Here is a 20,792-nt window from a genome sequence, read left to right as displayed (position 1 = left end):
GGGGAAGGATAAGAATAGCTGTATGAGTTTGGAAGGAGAGAGAAAATGATGGAGAAAAACAGTGTAAGGGGGATGCTGAGGGATGTCAGTCTTCTGCTGATTGGCTCTCTCATTTACGGTATCGGAATCTATATGTTTGTTGTGCCGGCGAATATTGCGCCGGGCGGAGCCTCCGGCATCGCACTTATGGTCAATTTTGTGACAGGGCTTCCGGTAGGAACACTGACGCTTGTACTGAATGTGCCGCTGTTAATTTTGGCATGGTTTTATCTGAGCAAAAAATTTGCAGTGTCTACGGCAATCACCACAGCTGTCTGTTCCTTCGTGCTGGATTTTGTAGTTCCGCTTTTTATACCGGTCTACGCCGGAGATAGGCTTTTGTGCAGCCTTTACGGAGGCGTACTGGTGGGTGCCGGAATGGCTCTTATTTTCATAGCGGGGAGCACTACAGGAGGAACGGATATTCTGGGATATATACTTCAGAAAAAGAGGCCTCATATGTCCATTGGCCGCGCCCTGATGATTGTTGACGGGATTATTCTGGCCGCCTCCATCTTTGTGTTTGGAAATATTGAGGCCGCTTTGTTCGGTCTCATTTCCCTTTATGTACAGACAAAGGTAATTGACGCGATTATCTATGGCGGGGAAGTGGGCAGCATGGCTACCATTGTCACTTCTAATCCTGATGAAATCACAGAAAAGGTTATCTCCGAGCTGGACAGGACGGCAACCCTTCTGCCCGCCAAGGGGGCATACAGCAGAAAGGATACCAATGTGCTTCTCTGCACAGTCAGAAAATCACAGTTTAGCCGTCTGAAGAAGATCGTCTACGATGCAGATCCTAATGCGTTTGTTATGGTGACAGACACATCTGAGGTATTTGGCCTTGGATTCAAGGACTTTACAGAGTAAGAACGCAGAGTTCCTGCAGTGCCGGCATTCTGAGAGACGTCTGCTGTGAGGATTGTGAATGGCACCGGGCATAACTGTAGAATAACAGACAGGCGGAGGCAGGCAGTTCTGACGTTTCATTATCAGTGAATGAGGCGGAGGAATGTCTGCTTTTTTGCGCTGTGGGGAAGACCTGTTGCGTTAAAGGATATAAAAGTCGGCCCTGTAGGGCAAAAAAATGTTCCGCTGTGGTTGCGCACCTCTCATATGGGAACTGCTGCTCCGAAGCCGTGTTCGGCGGCTGGGCAGAGTCAGGATTAGAATCATTAAAAAAACTTATGCTTAAATAAAAAAAGATAAAATTGTTAAATAATTATACCTGCGCCGAGCCGCTGGCGCCCGAAGGGAGCCAAAACACCTATGCGGAGAGTGTGCCTCCCCACGGAGAGGCGGCATATCGGGAGGATATGACAGACCGATGAAAATGGAAGGTGGGGAATGAGAGAATGAATCTGAAGGAACAGACCTATGTCTGTGTGCTGGCGGAATGCGGAAATATTACAAGAGCAGCAGAGAGGCTTTTTATTTCACAGCCGGCTCTGAGTATCTACATCAGCAGCCTGGAAAAAAGTCTGGGAATCCGCCTGTTCGAGCGTGTTGGGAAAAAGTTTGTCCTGACCTGTGCGGGAGAACTGTATGTGGAAAAGGCGAGAAAAATGCTGGCCCTGAAGGCAGAGTTTGACGAGGCGCTTTCTGAGATTGCAGGGGGAAAGAGAGGGAGACTGCGGATCGGCGTTCAGCTTCGCAGGGAAACCTGGCTGATTCCTCCGGTGCTCGCAAGGTTTAAACGGGAATATCCCGATATCGAAGTGATGATACGGGAAGGGAACCATGGAGAGCTGATGCAGATGTTTGAGGCCTATGAGCTGGATCTGGTGCTGATGAACGGAGCGGACATTAAAAGCGGCATGCAGTCCCAGGAACTGTTCAGTGAGGAGCTTCTGGTGGCAGTTCCTCCCCTGAGTCCGCTCAACGAAAAAGCAGTGTGGGTGGAGGGCTCCCGCTACAGACGCCTGGAGCTGAAGTGGCTGAACGGGCAGGACATCATTCTCCCCTATCCGGGGCAGAGCCTTCGGGCGGAGGCGGAAGCGGCCTTCAGGAGGGCAGGTGTGACGCCCGGCAGAATTGAGAACATCCGCAATATTGAGATGGCAATGCAGATGGTTGCCGAGGGGCTGGGGGTGGGATTTAACAGAGAATACTACGCCATGAATATGAAATACAGAAAACGTGTCAATTATTATACAGTCGGGGACGCGGCATCAAAGTCAGCATTTGTGGCCGGATACAGGCGGGATCTTCATGTGCCGGAGCCTATGCAGAGGTTTATCGCCCTGTGCCGGGAACAGGCCTTTACGGAATGGGAAAACGGAGGCAGGTAATACGAAAGATAAAACAGGAGAGGAAAAGAGGAGAAGTCCCCAGGCAGGCTGGAAAAGGATATAACAGCGATCCATAAAAAAAGCAAATACTAACAGTAAGATTTTTGAATTATACAGAAACCTTCTCTGTCGGATATACTTTCATCAGACAGCGGCAGGCGGCCCAAAGCCGCAGCGGCAGAACGGAAAGCATTTGGACAGAGGAGGTATTTTTTTATCTATGGACAAGAAACAGTTGTATGCCTGTATCGACGGCATGGCTGCTGAGATGGCAGCTATGGCTGACGACATTTTTGATCACCCGGAGCTGGGGATGGAGGAGTTTCATGCTCTGGATCTCCTGACAGGTTGGCTTGAGCGGGAGGGCTTTCAGGTGGAGAGGGGAGTGGGAGGCCTTAAGACAGCCTTTCGGGCAGTATGGAACCACGGGGAGGGGGGACCGAATATCGGTCTTCTCTGTGAGTATGATGCCCTGGAAGGGATCGGACATGCCTGTGCCCATCATCTGCAGGGGCCGTCAGTTCTGGCTGCGGCAGCAGCACTCAAGCGGGCAGAATTTGCAGAAAACTATAGCGTTACCATTTATGGAACCCCGGCAGAGGAAAGTGTGAGCGGGAAAATTCTGATGCTCAAAAACGGCGTATCGTTTGAGGAGCTGGATGTGGCTCTGATGATGCATGGAAACGGATGTACCCAGGTTGATGTGAAGTCCCTTGCGCTCTCCAGATATAAGGTGATTTATCACGGGGTCAGCGCACATGCAGCTGTAAAGCCGGAGAATGGGCGGAGTGCTCTGGATGGACTGCTTCTGGCGTTTCAGGGGACGGAATTTCTGCGAGAGCATGTGGCGGAGGACGTGAAGATCCATTATACCGTGGTGAGCTGCGGCGGTACTCCGGCTAACATTGTCCCTGCACAGGCAGAGGGCAGTTTCTACATCCGCTCATACAGCAGAGCCTGTCTGGATACAGTGGCAGAACGGTTTAAGAAGGTGCTGAAAGGGGCGGCCATGATGACAGAGACCGAGGTTGAGATTATAGAGGAAAAAGCCATCGACAGTAAAATTCCCTGCATCGGCCTTAATGATCTGCTGATGAAGAATGCCGAGGAGGCGGGAGCACCCAGAATCCGGGCACCCAGGGAAAAGACAGGTTCCACGGATTTCGGAAACATCATGCACAGAATACCAGGCTCCTGCATTCGCGTTGCATTTGTGGAGGAAGGCACAGCTTCACACTCGGAACAGTTTTTAAAGGCTGGAAAGACAGAGGAGGCCCACAGCGCTGTCGTTTACGGAGCCAGGATTCTGGCGGGAACTGCTGCTGATTTAATTGAAAATCCTGATTATCTGAAAAAGATAAAGGAGGAATTCAGGGAGAAGCTCCGGCAGGAGAGGGAGGTCTCCGTCCTGCAGAAGGAAATACAGGAGCAGAGAATGCGCAGTTTAAATGATTGAATGTACAGCCCTTTTTTCATAGAGCTGCAAAAGAGAGGACAACACATATGAGCGAAAAAACGAAGAAACCATTTAAGATGCCCCATACATTTGTGATCATTTTCACCATTATTCTGGCGGCAGTTGCTCTGACCTGGATCATTCCGGCCGGGGAGTATGCAAGATTTGAGAATGCAGAGGGGATTAAGGTCATTGATCCGAGCCAGTTTTCCTATATTGCCAGGACACCTGTAAATCCGCTTCTGATACCGCTGTATATTGTCAAGGCATTCATCAAGCAGATCGACCTGATGCTGGTGATTCTGTTTGCGGGAGGAGCCTTCCATATGGTGACACAGACCGGGGCGCTTCACGCGGTTGTGGCAAAGCTGGCTAAAACCTTTTCCGGCAGGCTCTATATTTTTATCCCCCTTCTGACACTGGTATTCGGTCTGATCTGCACCACCCAGGGGGTTAACCTGTTTATCGCCTTTGCGCCGATTATGGTAATGCTTGCCATGGCGATGGGGCTTGATTCCATCACAGGCGCATCCATTATTCTGCTGGGAGGAGCTGTGGGATTTTCCACAGGTCCGTTAAACATCAATACCACCATCGTGGCACAGAAGATTGCGGAGCTGCCGCTGTACTCAGGTTTTGGATACCGGTTTGTCTGTTTCGGCGTGTTCTACGTGGTCACGAATGTGTATCTGATCCGATATGCCATGAGGATTCACAAAAATCCGGAATTAAGCCCCATGTACGATCTGGACAGACAGAGTGATTTTAAGGATCGCGCAGATCTGGAATCCTTTGGAAGCATGAACCTTCGGAAAGCTTTGATTATGGCAGCCTTCTTTGCAGCTCTCATAGCAATTGTATACGGGGGAGTGAAGCTTGACTGGGATATGGAGGAAACAGCCGCCATGTTCCTGGGGCTTGCCATCGCTGCCGGTGCGATTGCCGGATTTGGCCCGTCCAGAATTTCAAAGGACTTCCTGGACGGCTGCAAAAAAATGCTGAGCGCGGCATTTATTATCGGAATGGCAACGGCAATCGGAAGCATTCTGACTGCGGGGAATATTATTGACACAGTGGTTCATGCACTGGCAGGCGGCCTTTCCAGCGTCCCGTCCGTTCTTCAGGCTCCGGCTATGCTTTTGGCCAATACGATTATCAATGTATTTCTCACATCGGGAAGCGGGCAGGCGGCAGCGGTGATGCCGATTATGACGCCGCTTTCCGATCTGCTGGGCGTGACCAGGCAGACGGCGGTTCTGGCCTTTAACTTCGGGGATGGCTTCTGCAACTATGTACTGCCCACCTCCACCGCTCTGATGGGCATTATCAGCGCGGCGAATATTCCATATGACAGATGGATGAAATTTATGTGGAAGCTGTTTCTCATCTGGCTTCTGGTGGGAGCTGTGCTTTTGATTATCGCGCAGGCAATTCATTTCGGGCCCATGTAGCCGGCCGCGGGCGATCCAGCATAAGACATACCGCTGCCACAAAAATTTCCGTGACAGGAAAAGTAAACCAGACAAAGGTCAGCCCCTTATAGTGGAACAGCCAGGCCAGGGGGACCAGGAGAACGACCTGGCGAAGCACAGTCACCAGCAGGCTGGTTCTCCCTCGCCCGGCGCTCTGAAAATATACGGTATACATCATTCCCAGGGCGGCGAACGGGAAACTGAGGGAGATGATCCGAAGCCCGATGCAGCCGATGGAGAGGACAGCCAGTTCGGCTGTGAAGATGGAAAGAAGGCCTTCGGGGGCGATCATAAATGCACCCAGGGCGGTGAGCATGACAGCCAGGGAGAGTTTTATGGAGCAGCCAAGCACCTGCCGCTCCCGCTGGGGCTGTTCTGCTCCGTGGTAAAAACTGATTAAAGGCAGGATAACCTGCTGAAGCCCCATGAGGGGAATGAAGAAAAAGGTCTGAAGCTTGTAGTAGATGCCCAGAACTAAAACTGCGCTCTCAGAAAACTGCTTCAGGACCAGATTGAGTCCGACAATATAGAGAGTGTTGAGGGACTGCATGGCGATAGCCGGAAGCCCTGCCCGGTAAACTCTAATGCAGTCAGCAGGCAGCACACGTCCGCTGAACACGGGAAAACGCCGGAAAACAGGGAGGATCACGATGAACATGGCCAGCCACTGCCCGAGAACGGTGGCGACAGCAGCTCCACGTATTCCCATGGCGGGAAGTCCGAAGAGGCCATAGATCAGAATGGGATCCAGGAGGATATTCAAAACGGCTCCGGCAATCTGGGCAAGCATGGGCAGAACGGTGTTTCCTTTTGCCTGAAGGAGCTTGGTGGCATTAGCCTCTGCAAACAGGCCAAAGGAAAACAGGAATACGATATGGGCATACTGAAGTCCGCTTTCCCTGACGGCCTGCTGACTGGAGGAAATGGAAAAGTATCCGCAGATTCCCCACATGGCTGTCAGGGTAAAGATGAGATAGTTGAAAATCCCGAGAAAAAGGCCGCTGGCAATCAGAGAATGTTTCTCTCTGATCATTTCAGAGGAGCCCCCTGCTTTTTGTCCGTCCATGTGAGATACCAGAAGACCGAGTCCGCTTCCGGTACCTGTGGCGAGAGCTGTCATAAAGAGCTGAATCGGATAAATCAGGGAAAGGGCTGCCAGTCCGTCAGAAGAATACCGGGCGACAAAATAGCTGTCAGCGATATTGTAGATGGACTGAATCAGGAGCGAAAACATGACAGGTAGCGATAGCTTGATGAGGCGGTTCCATATAGATGGCTGCTGCATAGTCAATTCTCCTTTCTTTTGGTGGATATCATAAAGTATGGAGTAACTACACAGTCAAGATAAAATTTTAGTGGAAGGAAAATTTCCGGAGGCGAGATTCAGACGGCGGAGTACTCTTTTGGGGACGGATTCTGATCCTTCAGTTCTTTTTTACCAGGTGAGCCTTCACCTCGCAGTAGTAATCCTTTATGTAATCGAAAAGCTGCATTCCCAGCTCATCAGCGTACACGGCATCTGTTTCCCAGCCATTTTCATCAAGCCATCTGAGAAATGGCCCGAAGTCAGCCTGATCATCCATAATATGCAGAATAAAAACAGCATACTTTCCGGCCGGTATTGTATAGAGTGTGTCCGGGTTTTCAAGAGGGAGAGGAACGCCGTCTGGCTTGATGTATTCCCGGAATTTATAAAACTGTCCCTGACACATAAACTGCGGATCAATCATGTAGCCGTATTTGCGCCGGATAGATCCGGCCCTTTGCAGCCCGGTACTCACAGCCTCCTGAAGATTCGCATGGTAGGAGGTTTCGTCGCGCTTCATCACTCCGGCAATTACCGTCTCGGCCGGAAGGGTTTTGAGGCGGATTTCGGAAATGCCGTGATCCAGAGAACGGGCAGCCTCATCAATTTTTTCATTCTCAGCCTCATACCAGGAGATGTCGTCCGCTACCTGTCTGTAAAAATCGCTGAGCCGCAGTGCCTCACTTCTGTATTCCATTAAAAGCTCTGTAACCTTCTTATTGTCATGGGAGCCCAGAATCTGGCGAATCCGTTTCAGAGGAATATTCAGTTTCCGGCAGGTGGTAATAATATCCAGCTGCCAGAGATTGAAACGGGAATAATACCGGTACTGGTTGGACTCATCGGTGTAATCTGGCACGAGAAGCCCCGTCTTGCTGTAAAAATGCGGGGTATCCCTGGAAATACCCGTAATTTTGCTTACTTCCCCTATGAGATAGCGTCCCTGATTCATTCTGTACCCTTCCCTTTCCGGCTGAGCATGAGGACTGCTGTGACAATCAGTGCAAGCCCGGCAATGTCCACAGTCGTGAAGCTGGTGTGCAGCCAGAGCGCGGAAATCACAGTGGCGGAAACAGGTTCAATACAGGCCAGCATGCTGGCCTTTACGGAGCCTATATCGCTGACCCCCTGAAGATAGAGCGTAAAGGCCAGAGCTGTTCCCAGAACGACAATAGCTGCCACACCCATCACCATGGCAGGGGAAAAGGATATGCGGTAATTCCAGTATCCGGTCAGAAAGAAGAGGAAGATCCCTCCGATGAGCATCCCATAGCCAGTGACAACGGTGCTTCCCCAGCGGGCGATGAGACTGCCCGGAAGCATGGTATAGAGTACGAGGGCAACGGCAGAGGAAAGTCCCCAGGAAAGCCCTTCTGGAGAGATGACCAGAGAATCTGGCTTACCGTGGGTTGCCAGCAGAAAGGTGCCTGAGACGGCCAGAACAATGGCAAATACCTCCTTCCCTGAAGGCAGCCGCCTTGCCAGAAAACAGGAGACGACCATGATCAGGGCAGGCCCCAGGTACTGAAGAACTGTGGCGGTACCAGCATTTGAATAGGAGATGGCAGTCAGGTAGGTAAGCTGGCAGGTCGTAAGACCGAGGACAGAAAAGAGAAGCAGTCTGATCAGGCTGCTTTTTTCTGTCAGGATTCCTTTCATGGCAGTGCGGTGGCCGGGAAAGGATACAGCTAACAGGACGATTCCGGCGAAAAGCATTCTCGTGACGGTGAGCCATGAGGGGTCGACGGCTTCAAAGGAAAAGAGGAACTGTCCGCAGGTTCCTGAAAATCCCCAGAGGATGCCGCCTGCCAGGGCAGACAGGATGCCTCGGAGCGTGTTTGGTTGAGTCATAGTTATATCTCCATTTCTGTGTTTCATATTTGCCGCTGGGCAGACAGCAGGCTGCTTCAATGTGCCTCGGGGAACATCTTTGGGCCTGTCCGTTTTTTCTCCCGCCGCTTTTTTTTGCCTCCGGTTCTGACAGGAAAAAGAGACAGAGAGCAAGCCTTTCAAGCGACGGCTCTATTATAAGGGAAAACTCCGCCTGGGGTAAAGAAAAAACAGAAAGAAAAAGTGACTTTCACAGAAATTGATGGTATGATGAAAAAGATTGACAGACAAAAACAGCAAAATCAGGAAATGGGGAGAATGGATTGAATCGGAAAATGCCACTGACAGAGACGGTAAGGCTGGGGAAGACAGCCAGAGAGGAGAAAAGACTGGTTCTGGGAGATGGGGGGAACGGTCAGGATCTGCTGTACCTTCAGGTATATGAGTACTACAGGGAGCTGATCCGCTCAGGCATGCTGCGGCCGGGAACGAAACTGCCGTCCATCCGGAAATGTTCCGTACAGCTTGAGCTTTCAAGGACAACGGTGGAAACGGCCTATATGATGCTGGCTGCGGAGGGATATATTGTGTCAAGGCCTCAAAGCGGCTACTATGTGACAGAATTTGCCAAGGCCCAAAAAGAGGAGTGGGAGAACCGAAAGCAGGAGAGAGAGGCAGAGCTTCCCTTTGACTTCTCTTCTTCCCGTGTCGATCGGGAAAGTTTCCGGTTCGAGGTGTGGAGGCGGTATGTAAAGAGCGCCCTCAGGCAGGATGAAAGGCTGCTTTCCTACGGCGAACCTCAGGGAGAGGCTGAATTGAGGGAGGAACTCTGCCGCTATCTGAACCGCCACAGAAATGTGATCTGTACGCCGGAGCAGATTGTGGTGGGAGCAGGCGTGCAGAGTCTTTTGAATATCCTCTGCCCCATGGTAAAGGAGAGGAGACAGGTGATCATGCATAACCCGGGATTCCATCAGGGCCGCACGATTTTCGAGGATCACGGCTTTCATGTCACCGGAATGCCCGCAGAGGGGAAAATGCCTGCTCCCGGCAGCATCTATTATCTGACGCCGTCACAGCTGACAAGCTGGGGAGATGTGATGGGGATGAGAGAGCGGATGGAACTTATAAGGGAGGCCAGGAAGCGGGATGTCCTTATCATTGAGGATGACTATAACAGTGAGTTCTGCTATTACAGCCGTCCTGTCTCATCCCTTCAGGGGCTTTCGGGAGGGCGCGGGGTAGTCTATATGGGGACATTTTCCAGGCTTCTTCTGCCGTCCATCCGTCTGAGTTTTATGGTGCTTGCGCCTGAACTCCTGGACGTATATAAAAATAGAGGAAAATTTTATAACCAGACAGCGTCAAAGGCAGAACAGATTGCTCTCTGTCAGTTTATCCGGGACGGCCACCTGGAAGGGCAGATAAGAAAATCCAGAAGGCTGTACAGCCAGAAGGCAAAGCTCCTTGGAGCTGAAATTGAGAAAGTGTTCGGGGATAAGGCGAAGGCCTGTCTGGGAGAGGCAGGATTTCTTGTGCTGATGGAGCTTAAGACGAAACTTTCACACAGGGAGATCAGGGAGCGCGCCAAGGCGTCGGGAGTGGGAATCCGCACAGTGGAACAGGGAGAGCAGTGCGGGGAGGAGGCAGGAGTAAAACGGCTTCTGCTCTCCTGCGCATCCCTACCCTCCAGCCAGTATGAGGAGGCTCTGCTGCGGCTGAAGGCCGCTCTTGAGTGAAAAAGAAGAAACGAAGAAACGACGGAATTTAATTTCTTGTGTGTGGCAGCCTTGTCCGGACGATTCTTTTTTTCAGTTCAGAAAAGCTGAAGGGGATCAGCGGGTAAATATAGCTCTTTCCTGCGATTGTCCTGTTAAAGATGAGGGCGGCAAGGCAGAAAACAGTTCCTGCAATGAAGCCCCACAGGTTAAAGACAGAGGTCAGAATCAGCAGAAGCACCCGCATAAATTTGAGGGCATATCCCAGCTCATAGCTGGACTGGGAGTAGTTGGCGATTGTCACAAAGGCCATGTAGAGCATGGTCTCACTGTTAAACCAGCCGGATTTAACGGAGTATTCACCCAGCACGATTCCGGCGATCACGCTCAGGGGAGTTGTCAGCATGCTGGGGGTGTTTACTGCCGCCAGCCGCAGTCCGTCTATGGCAAATTCCAGAATCAGCAGCTGGAAAATCAGCGCCACATGGATCTCGTCAGAGAGGCGGATAAATTCCAGCCAGTGGGGAATCCACTGGGGATTCTGCATAAACAGCAGCCACACAGGCGTCAGAAACAGGGTGAGGAAGGAGATCACCAGTCTGGAAAGGCGCAGATAAGTTCCTGTAAAAGGCGGAAAATAGTAATCGTCCGCCTCCTCCACAATGTCGAAAATTGAGGACGGCAGGATCATGGCAGCCGGCGAATTATCCACCAGAATCACAAGACTGCCCTCCAGAATAGAGGCTGCCGCCGTGTCAGGCCTTTCGGAAAAACGGAATTTTGGGAAAGGATTGTACCATTTGTAGGGATAAATGCACTCGGCAAGACTCTCCTGGTTCATAGTCAGAGCGTCCACCTGCAGGTTTTCAATCCTGCCTTTGATCCGGGAGAGAAGCTCTTTATCAACCCTTCCATCCATATAGCAGAGGGCGATGTCTGTGTGAGATTTATCGCCTGCCTGCATGATCTCAATGGTCATCTGTGGATCGCGGATGCGCCGCCGGATCAGGGCCGTGTTGAACACAAGCGTCTCCACAAAGCCGTCCCGGGATCCGCGCAGAACCTTGTCCTTGTCAGGCTCTGCCACTCCTCTGGCCGGATAAGTACGGCAGTCGATGGCAAAGCATTTGTCATAGCCGTCGATAAAAAGACAGGGCACGCCGGATAAGATCTGCACCGCTATCTGCTCATCGTCCGTCAGGAGCCCCACCTCACAGTAGGGGATATAGAGTTTGGAGAAATCGTGGGCTGTTTTCGGCATTGTATCGGCTCTGACCGCGGAAAAGCCCTGAAGAATTCTCAAAAGTGTGTCATCTTTCACAAAGCCGTCCACGAAATAGACACAGGCGTCCCGATCCCCCACCCGAACCACGCGGTATACCACATCAAAATTTTCATTTACCCGCAGGAGCTGATGAAAATGACGCAGATTTACCTCCAGTTTATTAGAAATTTCCATGAAAAAACTCCTCTCATAGGGCTGCAGCGAAAAAAGATGGCCGACAGTCTGGGACAGACGTTCGGGCCGCAGCGTTTTTATGTTGGAAAGTATGCTCAGGTTTGCACTGAAATATGAGAGCCCCAGAACAAAAATTTTACAATGTGAAAAAATGATACATTTATATGTTAAGAAATGATAAAATTGGTAACAGTTCAGCCATATATCTTCTTGCCCGCTTGAAGCGGACAAGAAGCGTCTGGCGTCCGCCCTATGAAGATTAGGACAGGAAAACTCTTATGAAAGCACGCTTTCAACGCATTTTCCTGTCCTAATCTTCGCATGGCTGAACTGTTACTAAAATTGTGCAAAATGACAGAAAATGCATTGACAGATTTGTTTTAAAATGTTATATTGAACAAAGCAAAACTATTCAATGTATCGGTCTGCAGAACGTGACCAAAAGAGCCGTTTTCTAGGGGGAGAAACGGTTCTTTTTCATTTTGCGGGGCTGTTAGCCGGCGCGGGCTGCAGCTGTGCTTTTATTGCGGCAAGTTTTCAGGAATTCTGGGAAAGATATCTGTAATGTATAGTGAAAAAGCCGGAGCGCACCGGCAGGCGGAGGAAAGTAAAATGGGAGTATTTCAGGTTGCAGCAAATATAAAGGAGATGGGAAAGAAAAAGAAGGTGAGGAATGCAGTGACCCTGGCAGCGGTGGTGCTGTCTGCTCTTCTGCAGTCCTTTGTGATCCAGGTATTTATCCGGCCGGCAGGACTTCTGTCAGGGGGCTTTACGGGGATCGCCATCCTGATCGATATGGTGACCTCTCTCTTTGGCCACAGCTTTTCCACCTCGCTGGGCATGCTGGCTCTCAATATACCGGTTGCCCTGCTGTGCAGCCGGAGCATCAGCCTCAGGTTTACCGTATTTTCACTGATTCAGGTTGCCTGCTCCAGCCTCTTTCTTCAGATATTTCACTTTACCCCGATGTTTGACGACATCATGCTCAATGTTATTTTCGGCGGCTTCTTACTGGGCACGTCCATCGTGATTGCTCTTAAGGGAAATGCCTCCACAGGGGGGACGGACTTTATCGCCCTCTATGTGTCAAACAAGACAGGACAGTCTATCTGGACCTGGGTTTTTGTGGGAAATGTGGTGCTGTTCTGTATTTTTGGACTGATCTTCGGATGGATGGGAGCCGGTTACTCTATCATCTTCCAGTTCATCAGCACAAAGACCATCTCCTCCTTCCATCACAGGTACGAGAGGGTGACGCTCCAGATCACGACGGAAAAGGCAGAGCAGGTGATGAAGGTCTATGTGGGACAGTACCGTCATGGAATATCCTGTGTGGAGGCTGTAGGCGGCTACAGCGGGCGGAAGATGTACGTCCTCCATACCGTTGTGTCTGCCTATGAGGCGGCTGACATAGTAGCTCTGATGAGAGAGGCGGATCCTCACGTTATCGTTAACCAGTTTAAAACCACCCAGTTTTACGGAAAATTTTATCAGGCGCCGATGGAGTAGCAGGTCTTCACGGGATAGGTGCCGGATAATTTCCGCCGGGCGGATCCTGGCAAAAAGGCTTGACGAAAACAGCAATAGCATTAATAATAGTCACGGAAAGAGGCAGCTTTCCGCACACAGGCTGCCGGCCAGGAGGTTCTGAAGGCTGCGAGAGCCAGAGCCTGCAGGAAGGGCTGCACAATCATAAAACAACAAGGAGGAAGAGGGATGCCTGCCGCATCCCTCTGTTTTAGCTATGCATACAGAAAAAATGGAAGAATTTGAGAGGGCCGGGATGCTCCTTGGGACAGAGGGGCTGAGCCGTCTGGGGGAGAGTACGGTAGCCGTATTCGGCGTGGGGGGAGTGGGCTCCCACTGTATAGAGGCCCTGGCCAGAGGAGGCGTCGGACGGCTGGTGCTGGCAGACAGCGATGTGGTCTCGAGGAGCAATATAAACCGCCAGAGTGTGGCCTTTCAGAGCACCATAGGGAAATTTAAGACAAAGGTGATGGAGAATATCATCCACGAGATCTGCCCGGATACGGAGGTTATCACAATCGAGGCCTTCGTGCTTCCGGAAAATCTCGAGGAGCTGCTCTGCGGGGTGACAGAGAAGCTGGATTATATTGTGGACGCCATCGATACGGTGGCGGCAAAGATCGCTTTGGCAGAATTTGCAAAGAAGCATGGGATTCCTCTGATCGCATCCATGGGAACCGGCAATAAGCTGCACCCGGAGCTGTTTAAAATTGCGGATATTACGGAAACCTCTGTGTGCCCTCTGTGCAGGGTAATGAGGAGAGAGCTGAAAAAAAGAGGAATCGAGTCGCTTAAGGTTTTGTATTCCACAGAGCCGCCGTTAAAGCCGGTTCCCCCCTCTGCTCAGACGGAAGAGCAGGAGCCTGCCGGAGATGTTCCCAAAGACGGTCTGGAAAAAGGGCATCCCCAGGAAGACGCGCAGGCTCCCAGAAAGCGGGCCATTCCCGGCAGTGTGTCCTTTGTCCCGCCGGCAGCCGGAATCATGATCGCCGGCCAGGTAATCAGGGATCTGACAGGAATACATTAAGTACAGGCAGATGATCTTTTCCCCAACCAGTTCCTTTTTATCAGAAACATGTGTATAATGAAAAATAACTGAGCGTGAGGGAGGGGTTAAATGAAAAAACAAAAGAAGAACAGCGTCCTGATGACGGAGGGGGTAATATGGAAGCAGCTCATTGCCTTTTCCATCCCTCTGCTGATCGGAAATCTGTTCCAGCAGCTCTACAATACAGTGGATTCTGTGGTGGTGGGACAGTTTATCGGCAGCGAGGCCCTGGCGGCTGTGGGTTCCAGCAACTCGCTGATCAACCTGATTATCGGAATGTTCATGGGAATTTCCGTTGGAGCAGGAGTGATTATTTCCCAGTATTACGGGGCCAAAAGTGCAGAAAAGATGAGCTGGGCAGTCCACACGTCCATGGCCCTGAGCCTGGTGGGAGGCGTGGTGCTGACCGTCATCGGTGTAGCGTTTTCCCCGGTCATCCTGCGGTGGATGAAAACACCGGAGGAGGTGCTTGCAAACTCCAATCTGTATTTCAGGATCTATTTTCTGGGGGCCACCTTCAATCTGGTCTACAATATGGGAGCGGGAATTCTGCGGGCAGTGGGAGATTCTATGAGGCCTCTCTACTATCTGTGTGTGTCATCGGTAGTAAACATTGTCCTGGATCTCTTCTTTGTAAGCCAGCTTCACATGGGAGTGGACGGTGTGGCATGGGCTACAATTATTTCCCAGCTTATCTCAGCCGTGCTGACGGTGTGGGCGCTGATGACCTCAGACGATATCTACCGGCTGGAGCTTAAAAAACTGAAGATTGATTTCCGGATGATGAAGCGCATTCTGAATATGGGAATTCCGAGCGGCATACAGCAGTCGATCATCTCCCTTTCCAATGTGATTGTCCAGGCCAATGTAAATGTGTACGGCGCCATGGCCATGGCCGGCTTCGGGGCCTACAATAAGGTGGACGGCTTTGTGGTCCTGCCTATGCAGAGCTTCTGTATGGCCGCCACGACCTTTACAGGACAGAACATCGGAGCCAGGAGGATGGATCGGGTAAAGAAGGGGCTGTTCCAGGGAATGGCTATCTGTTCCATTTACACGGTAGGCGTATCTGTGCTTCTGTTTTTTAAAGCCCACTCGGTTCTGGAGATCTTTTCTTCGGAGCCCGGGGTTATCTCCTATGGAATTAAGACCATGATTGTTATGGTTCCGTTTTATCTCCTGCTTTCAGCCCACCAGATTCTGATGGGAACCATGAGAGGAGCGGGAAAATCCATGCAGACCATGCTGATTTCCGTGGGAAACATGTGCGTGCTGCGGGTGATTTACATTAATCTGTTTGTCCCTCTGTTTCCCAGCTTTGATGCGGTCATGTGGTGCTATCCCATAACCTGGGCGACGACGGTTCTCATGGATCTGGCCTATATGAAATGGGGCCGGTGGCTGGGACAGGCAGGAGACAGGAAGAAAAAAGGACATTAGAAGAAACGACATTAGAAGAAACGATGCCGCAGAGGCAGGCGGATCTGCCGGACGGCAGCTCTGCGAAAAGAAGTAAACAAGGAGATTACACAATGAGAGATGGATTTTTACGGGTGGCTGCGGCCACTCCTGAGGTAAAGGTAGCCGATGTGCAGTTTAACAGGGAGGAGATCTGCCGGCTGATCGGAGAGGGAAGGGAAAAGAAGGCCAAAATCATGGTATTCCCGGAGCTCTGTCTGACTGCCTACACCTGCGGGGATCTGTTTATCCAGAAGCCTCTTCTGACGGCTGTAAAGAGGGAGCTGAAGGCTCTTGCGGCCTTTACTGCCGGAAGCGATATGCTGGTTTTTGTGGGACTTCCGTGGGAGTATAACAATAAGCTCTACAATGTGGCGGCAGCCATCCAGAACGGCTGTATCCTGGGCCTTGTGCCGAAAATCTGGATTCCAAACTACTCTGAGTTCTACGAGAGGCGCCATTTTAATCCATGGGAGTTCGGCACAGTGACAGTGGAGTTTGACGGGCAGAAGATTCCCCTCGGAACGAAGATTATTTTTTCCTGCAAAAATGTGGAAAACCTGGCAGTGGGAGCTGAGATCTGTGAGGACGTCTGGGTTCTGAACCCGCCGAGTATTGCCCATGCGGCGGCAGGGGCCACGGTGATCGTGAACTGTTCTGCCAGCGATGAGACCACGGGAAAGGCTGATTACAGGAGAAGCCTGATTTCCGGTCAGTCTGCAAGGCTTCTGTGTGCCTATGTCTATGCCAATGCAGGGGAAGGAGAGTCCACCCAGGATCTGGTGTTCGGCGGACAGAATATTATTGCGGAAAATGGAAATATCCTGCGGGAGTCCAGGCGGTTTGAGAACGAGACCATCTACGCGGACATTGATCTGGAGAGGCTGGAATGCGAGCGCAGGAGGATGACGACCTACCAGACAGAGGGCAGGGAGGATTATCTCTTCGTGGAGTTCGAGCTGGATCTCGATGAGGAAAAAACATGGGGGGAGGAAAATGGGCAGGAAGCGAAAAACTCCGGCTATGACAGCCTGGAGCGCTTTGTCGATCCATCCCCCTTCGTGCCGGGCAATGAGGCCGACAGGGCAAGAAGATGCGAGGAAATTCTGATGATTCAGGCCATGGGCCTGAAAAAGCGCCTGGTTCACACCCACTGCCAAAATGCCGTGGTGGGAATATCAGGAGGGCTTGATTCCACTCTGGCCTTGTTAGTGACCGTGAAGGCCTTTGACATGGCAGGGATTCCCAGGAGCCAGATTTACTCTGTGACCATGCCCTGCTTCGGCACCACAGACCGCACCTACAATAATGCCTGCCTTCTGACGAGAAAGCTGGGGGCGACGCTGATGGAGGTGGACATCCGCGATGCAGTCAATACCCACTTCCGGGATATCAACCACGATCCTTCCGTCCACGATGTGACCTATGAAAACTCCCAGGCCAGAGAGAGGACGCAGGTTCTCATGGATATTGCAAACCAGGCCGGAGGAATGGTTATCGGCACAGGAGACATGTCGGAGCTGGCGCTGGGCTGGGCCACCTACAACGGGGATCATATGTCCATGTACGGCGTCAACGCCTCCGTGCCGAAGACACTGGTGCGCCATCTGGTAAGGTACTTTGCTGACACCTGCGGGGAGGAGGAGCTTAAAAACGTGCTTCTCGACATTCTCGACACTCCGGTGAGTCCGGAGCTGCTTCCGCCGGAGGACAACGGAACCATTGCCCAGAAGACAGAGGATCTGGTAGGGCCCTATGAGCTTCACGACTTCTTCCTCTACTACATTCTCAGATACGGATACCATCCCGGCAAGATTTTCCGACTGGCCGTCTTTGCTTTTGACGGAGCCTATGACAGAAAAACCATTCTCAAATGGCTCAAGGTATTTTACAGGAGATTTTTCAATCAGCAGTTTAAGCGTTCCTGCCTGCCGGACGGCCCTAAGGTAGGCTCCGCGGCAGTATCGCCACGCGGAGATCTGAGGATGCCCAGCGATGCGGTGAGCCGCCTGTGGCTGGAAGAGGTCGAGGCGCTTGAGAGCAGGGAGGAGCACGCTTCGGAGGTGCGCTCATGATAACCAGCACGTCAAATTCACAGGTGAAGCAGGTATCGGCGATTGCCAAAAAGGCGAAAGCCAGAAGAGAGAGCGGGCTGTTTATCGTAGAGGGCGAGAAGATGTTCTCGGAGCTCCCGAAAGAGAGGCTTCACCGCACTTATGTGACAGAGAGTTTTTTAAGGCAGCAGGGCGAGGAGGCAGACCGCCTGCTTGCCGGCTGCCGCTATGAGACGGTGACCGGCGAGGTAATGAAGGCAATGGCCGATACCCAGACGCCCCAGGGCATTCTGGCACTGTGCAGGCAGTTTTCCTATGAGCTCTCAGATATTTTGGGAGAGAGGAAGGAGGGAGACGAACATACACAGGAGAAGGCTCCGGCTCAGCTTGTGATTCTGGAAACCCTCCAGGATCCCGGAAATCTGGGAACAATTCTGCGGGCCGGGGAGGGGGCCGGGATTACAGGCGTGATCATGAACAGCACCACAGCAGATATCTATAATCCCAAGGTAATCCGCTCTACGATGGGCTCTGTATACCGGGTTCCCTTCGTCTATGTGGAGGATCTGGCCGACGCCGTCAGGAGAGTTAAGCAGGCCGGTGTCCGCCTGTACGCGGCTCATCTGAAGGGAGAGAAAAATTATGACCAGCAGGATTATACAGGGAGTACGGGCTTTCTGATTGGAAACGAGGCCAACGGGCTGAGCGACGAGACGGCAGAGCTGGCCGATGCATATATTAAAATTCCCATGCTGGGAAAGGTGGAGTCTCTGAACGCGGCTGTAGCGGCCTCCATCCTCATGTACGAAACGGCGAGACAGAGGAGAAACGGGAAGGGGCAGAAGATAGATTAATTATGTCAAATATTGACAATTTTCTTAAATATTCCTGACAAAGCTTGAAAAAAGTCTGAAAACAGGGTATACTAGCTCATACATACAGTGAGAACCTGGTTCATAAGATCAGCCAGAGAGGAGTGAGAATTTATGGAATGGGTTGTATGGCTGGCAGCTTTTGTAATACTGATAGGAATTGAGGCGGCGACGCTGAATCTCTGCACGATCTGGTTTGCCATAGGAGCGCTCGTTTCGTTTTTTCTGACCTTTACAGGAATGGAGAGATACGGGCAGGTGGCTGTGTTCTTTATCGTTTCCTGTGTGCTCCTTATTTTTACCAGGCCTTTGGCCGTGAGATATATCAATAAGAATACGGTAAAGACGAATGTGGAAGGGCTCATCGGAAAGAAGGCCAGGATCACAGAGGCCGTGGACAATGACAGCGCCTCGGGGGCAGCTGTGGTGGAGGGCCAGGAGTGGACGGCCCGCTCCTCAGACGGAAGCCCCATTGAGGAGGGCGCTCTGGTTGAGATCACAGAGGTTCAGGGAGTCAAACTGATGGTGAGGAAAGTCAAGGAGGGACAGTAGTATGCCATTTATTGCTTTTATTATTCTTGTGGTCATCGTGCTATTGATACTTTTTTCCTGTATCAAAATCGTACCGCAGGCTCAGGCCCTTGTGGTGGAGAGATTGGGAGCCTATCTGGCAACCTGGTCCGTGGGCGTGCATTTCAGAGTGCCGTTTATCGACCATGTGGCAAAGAGAGTGATTTTGAAAGAACAGGTAGTGGATTTCGCACCGCAGCCGGTTATTACGAAGGATAACGTAACCATGAAGATTGACACGGTCGTATTCTTCCAGATCACCGATCCGAAGCTGTTCGCCTACGGTGTGGAAAATCCTATTATGGCGATTGAAAATCTGACTGCCACGACGCTCAGAAACATTATCGGAGATCTGGAGCTTGACCAGACGCTCACCTCCAGAGAAACGATCAACACAAAGATGAGGGCAGCTCTCGACGTGGCCACAGATCCGTGGGGAATCAAGGTAAACCGCGTAGAGTTAAAGAATATTATTCCGCCGGCAGCCATTCAGGATGCCATGGAAAAGCAGATGAAGGCGGAGAGGGAAAGGCGAGAGGCTATCCTCAGGGCAGAGGGTGAGAAGAAATCCACCATCCTTGTGGCAGAGGGACAGAAGGAATCCGCCATCCTGGAGGCAGAGGCTGAGAAGGAGGCTGCCATCCTGCGCGCCGAGGCTGAAAAGCAGAAGATGATCAAGGAGGCAGAGGGACGTGCCGAGGCTATCTTGAAGGTACAGCAGGCGAATGCAGACGGTATCCGTTTCATCAAGGAAGCCGGCGCAGACAATGCGGTGCTTCAGTTAAAGAGTCTGGAGGCATTTGCCAAGGCCGCTGACGGAAAGGCCACCAAGATTATCATTCCGTCTGAGATTCAGGGAATCGCCGGTCTTGTGAAATCTCTGGCAGAGGTTGGGGCAAAGGACGAGAATCCGTAAGAGTAAGAGTCAGGAAAAGGCAGACAGAGCTAGAGAGATATGAAAGGCGGAGGCTTAAAACAAGTCTCCGCCTTTGTTTGATCGCAGGATTGCCCGTTTCGGCCTACCGCTCAATGGTCACTAACGTCCACCGGCTGTTCTGCTCCATAATGAAGCAGGGGCGCTTCATCTTATACCGGTAGTAGGCCTCTGCCGCATTCTGGACAATTCTGTATCTCATGATGGCTCCGAAAACTGGATGAATAATCATAAAATCCCCCCTGAAAAATTTGGCAGGCAGCTTCTGCAGGCTGCGCACTCATGTGACATATAAAAATATATGCCCCAAGGACAGGCAGTATGACAGGGTTTGGAATCTAAGAACTTTTGACAATCGCCAAACATTCAGGTAGAATAGAGAAGAGTTTGAAAATTTGGTGCCGCTGAGGCGATAATGGCTGTGACGTTAGGAGTGTAATATGCTTATGACAGAAAGGCAGAAGGAAAAGAGGAGATCCACATTTGGAAGGGAAATGACAGATATTGGAGTGGGAATTGCCATCGTGATTCTCTCTGTCCTTGTATTTTTGAATCCGGATGCAAACAGAGCGGTTTTTCCGGTTATTTTTCTGCTGGGAGCCGGACTTTGCCTTTCCAATGCCCTCAGCAGAACAGACAGACAGGCAGCAGGAGGGGAATGGCGTGTTCCGGAAATCCTGCTTTTTATCGCGTCCGCAGCTCTCTTTCTGATGGCAGTGATGAGTGCGGCATCCATCCTTTGGGGGTAGACAGTA

18 protein-coding genes are annotated in these 20,792 nt (G+C 51.4%); 13 read left to right on the top strand and 5 right to left on the bottom strand.

What is annotated here, in order from left to right; translation table 11 throughout:
• Positions 1 to 45: 45 nt before the first annotated feature.
• The 4 genes from LK436_RS13915 to LK436_RS13900 all read left to right on the top strand — a co-directional run bounded on the left by LK436_RS13915 (position 46) and on the right by LK436_RS13900 (position 5,240).
• Complete coding sequence (locus tag LK436_RS13915; RefSeq protein WP_008394949.1) at positions 46 to 912, top strand: YitT family protein; 867 nt, start codon at positions 46 to 48, stop codon at positions 910 to 912.
• 485 nt (positions 913 to 1,397) lie between these two features.
• Complete coding sequence (locus LK436_RS13910; protein WP_008394951.1) at positions 1,398 to 2,333, top strand: LysR family transcriptional regulator; 936 nt, start codon at positions 1,398 to 1,400, stop codon at positions 2,331 to 2,333.
• A gap of 220 nt (positions 2,334 to 2,553) precedes the next feature.
• Entirely contained in the window at positions 2,554 to 3,789 is a 1,236-nt protein-coding gene (locus LK436_RS13905; protein ID WP_008394952.1) for a M20 family metallopeptidase, read from the top strand.
• Between the two features lie 47 nt (positions 3,790 to 3,836).
• Positions 3,837 to 5,240, top strand: a complete 1,404-nt coding sequence (locus LK436_RS13900) for a YfcC family protein (RefSeq protein ID WP_008394953.1) — start codon at positions 3,837 to 3,839, stop codon at positions 5,238 to 5,240.
• On the opposite strand, the gene LK436_RS13895 is transcribed toward LK436_RS13900, so the two are convergent.
• The 3 genes from LK436_RS13895 to LK436_RS13885 form a co-directional block, all read right to left on the bottom strand.
• On the bottom strand, positions 5,206 to 6,546 hold the full coding sequence (locus tag LK436_RS13895) for an MATE family efflux transporter (RefSeq protein ID WP_008394954.1): 1,341 nt from the start codon (positions 6,544 to 6,546) through the stop codon (positions 5,206 to 5,208). The two genes, LK436_RS13900 and LK436_RS13895, sit on opposite strands and share 35 nt — an antisense overlap.
• A gap of 139 nt (positions 6,547 to 6,685) precedes the next feature.
• On the bottom strand, positions 6,686 to 7,519 hold the full coding sequence (locus tag LK436_RS13890) for a MerR family transcriptional regulator (protein WP_008394955.1): 834 nt from the start codon (positions 7,517 to 7,519) through the stop codon (positions 6,686 to 6,688).
• A complete protein-coding gene (locus tag LK436_RS13885; RefSeq protein WP_087382084.1) occupies positions 7,516 to 8,418 on the bottom strand; it encodes a DMT family transporter in 903 nt (300 codons plus the stop codon). Before LK436_RS13885 ends, LK436_RS13890 begins: the two co-directional genes overlap by 4 nt.
• Positions 8,419 to 8,720: 302 nt before the next feature.
• Here LK436_RS13885 and LK436_RS13880 point away from each other — a divergent pair, with 302 nt between their 5' ends.
• The gene (locus LK436_RS13880; protein ID WP_227910079.1) at positions 8,721 to 10,136 is read left to right on the top strand and encodes a PLP-dependent aminotransferase family protein; all 1,416 of its coding nucleotides are present in this window, start codon (positions 8,721 to 8,723) and stop codon (positions 10,134 to 10,136) included.
• Positions 10,137 to 10,164: 28 nt separating this feature from the next.
• Here the strand turns inward: LK436_RS13880 and LK436_RS13875 are convergent, their stop codons facing one another.
• Positions 10,165 to 11,574, bottom strand: a complete 1,410-nt coding sequence (locus LK436_RS13875) for a spore germination protein (protein ID WP_008394958.1) — start codon at positions 11,572 to 11,574, stop codon at positions 10,165 to 10,167.
• A gap of 612 nt (positions 11,575 to 12,186) precedes the next feature.
• Here LK436_RS13875 and LK436_RS13870 point away from each other — a divergent pair.
• The 7 genes from LK436_RS13870 (at position 12,187) to LK436_RS13840 (ending at position 20,019) form a co-directional block, all read left to right on the top strand.
• Positions 12,187 to 13,083: a YitT family protein gene (locus tag LK436_RS13870; RefSeq protein WP_083794716.1), complete on the top strand. Its 897-nt coding sequence runs from the start codon at positions 12,187 to 12,189 to the stop codon at positions 13,081 to 13,083.
• Between the two features lie 250 nt (positions 13,084 to 13,333).
• Positions 13,334 to 14,128 (top strand): ThiF family adenylyltransferase, encoded by a 795-nt coding sequence (locus tag LK436_RS13865; protein WP_044930462.1) that lies wholly within the window; start codon positions 13,334 to 13,336, stop codon positions 14,126 to 14,128.
• A 90-nt stretch (positions 14,129 to 14,218) separates the two neighbouring features.
• The gene (locus LK436_RS13860; RefSeq protein ID WP_008394962.1) at positions 14,219 to 15,589 is read left to right on the top strand and encodes an MATE family efflux transporter; all 1,371 of its coding nucleotides are present in this window, start codon (positions 14,219 to 14,221) and stop codon (positions 15,587 to 15,589) included.
• A 92-nt stretch (positions 15,590 to 15,681) separates the two neighbouring features.
• Entirely contained in the window at positions 15,682 to 17,682 is a 2,001-nt protein-coding gene (locus LK436_RS13855; RefSeq protein WP_021966900.1) for an NAD(+) synthase, read from the top strand.
• Complete coding sequence (locus LK436_RS13850; protein ID WP_008394964.1) at positions 17,679 to 18,515, top strand: TrmH family RNA methyltransferase; 837 nt, start codon at positions 17,679 to 17,681, stop codon at positions 18,513 to 18,515. The genes LK436_RS13855 and LK436_RS13850 overlap by 4 nt, the downstream gene beginning before the upstream one ends.
• Before the next feature lie 132 nt (positions 18,516 to 18,647).
• A complete protein-coding gene (locus tag LK436_RS13845) occupies positions 18,648 to 19,085 on the top strand; it encodes an NfeD family protein (protein ID WP_008394965.1) in 438 nt (145 codons plus the stop codon).
• Between the two features lies 1 nt (position 19,086).
• On the top strand, positions 19,087 to 20,019 hold the full coding sequence (locus LK436_RS13840) for an SPFH domain-containing protein (RefSeq protein WP_008394966.1): 933 nt from the start codon (positions 19,087 to 19,089) through the stop codon (positions 20,017 to 20,019).
• Positions 20,020 to 20,122: 103 nt separating this feature from the next.
• Here the strand turns inward: LK436_RS13840 and LK436_RS13835 are convergent, their stop codons facing one another.
• Positions 20,123 to 20,269 (bottom strand): hypothetical protein, encoded by a 147-nt coding sequence (locus tag LK436_RS13835; RefSeq protein WP_015573710.1) that lies wholly within the window; start codon positions 20,267 to 20,269, stop codon positions 20,123 to 20,125.
• A gap of 208 nt (positions 20,270 to 20,477) precedes the next feature.
• Here LK436_RS13835 and LK436_RS13830 point away from each other — a divergent pair, with 208 nt between their 5' ends.
• On the top strand, positions 20,478 to 20,786 hold the full coding sequence (locus LK436_RS13830; protein WP_008394968.1) for a DUF6637 family protein: 309 nt from the start codon (positions 20,478 to 20,480) through the stop codon (positions 20,784 to 20,786).
• Positions 20,787 to 20,792 lie beyond the last annotated feature (6 nt).

This window comes from Clostridium sp. M62/1 (genome assembly GCF_020736365.1).
GTDB lineage: Bacteria > Bacillota > Clostridia > Lachnospirales > Lachnospiraceae > Otoolea > Otoolea saccharolyticum_A.
This window is presented reverse-complemented; position numbering and strand designations above follow the sequence as displayed.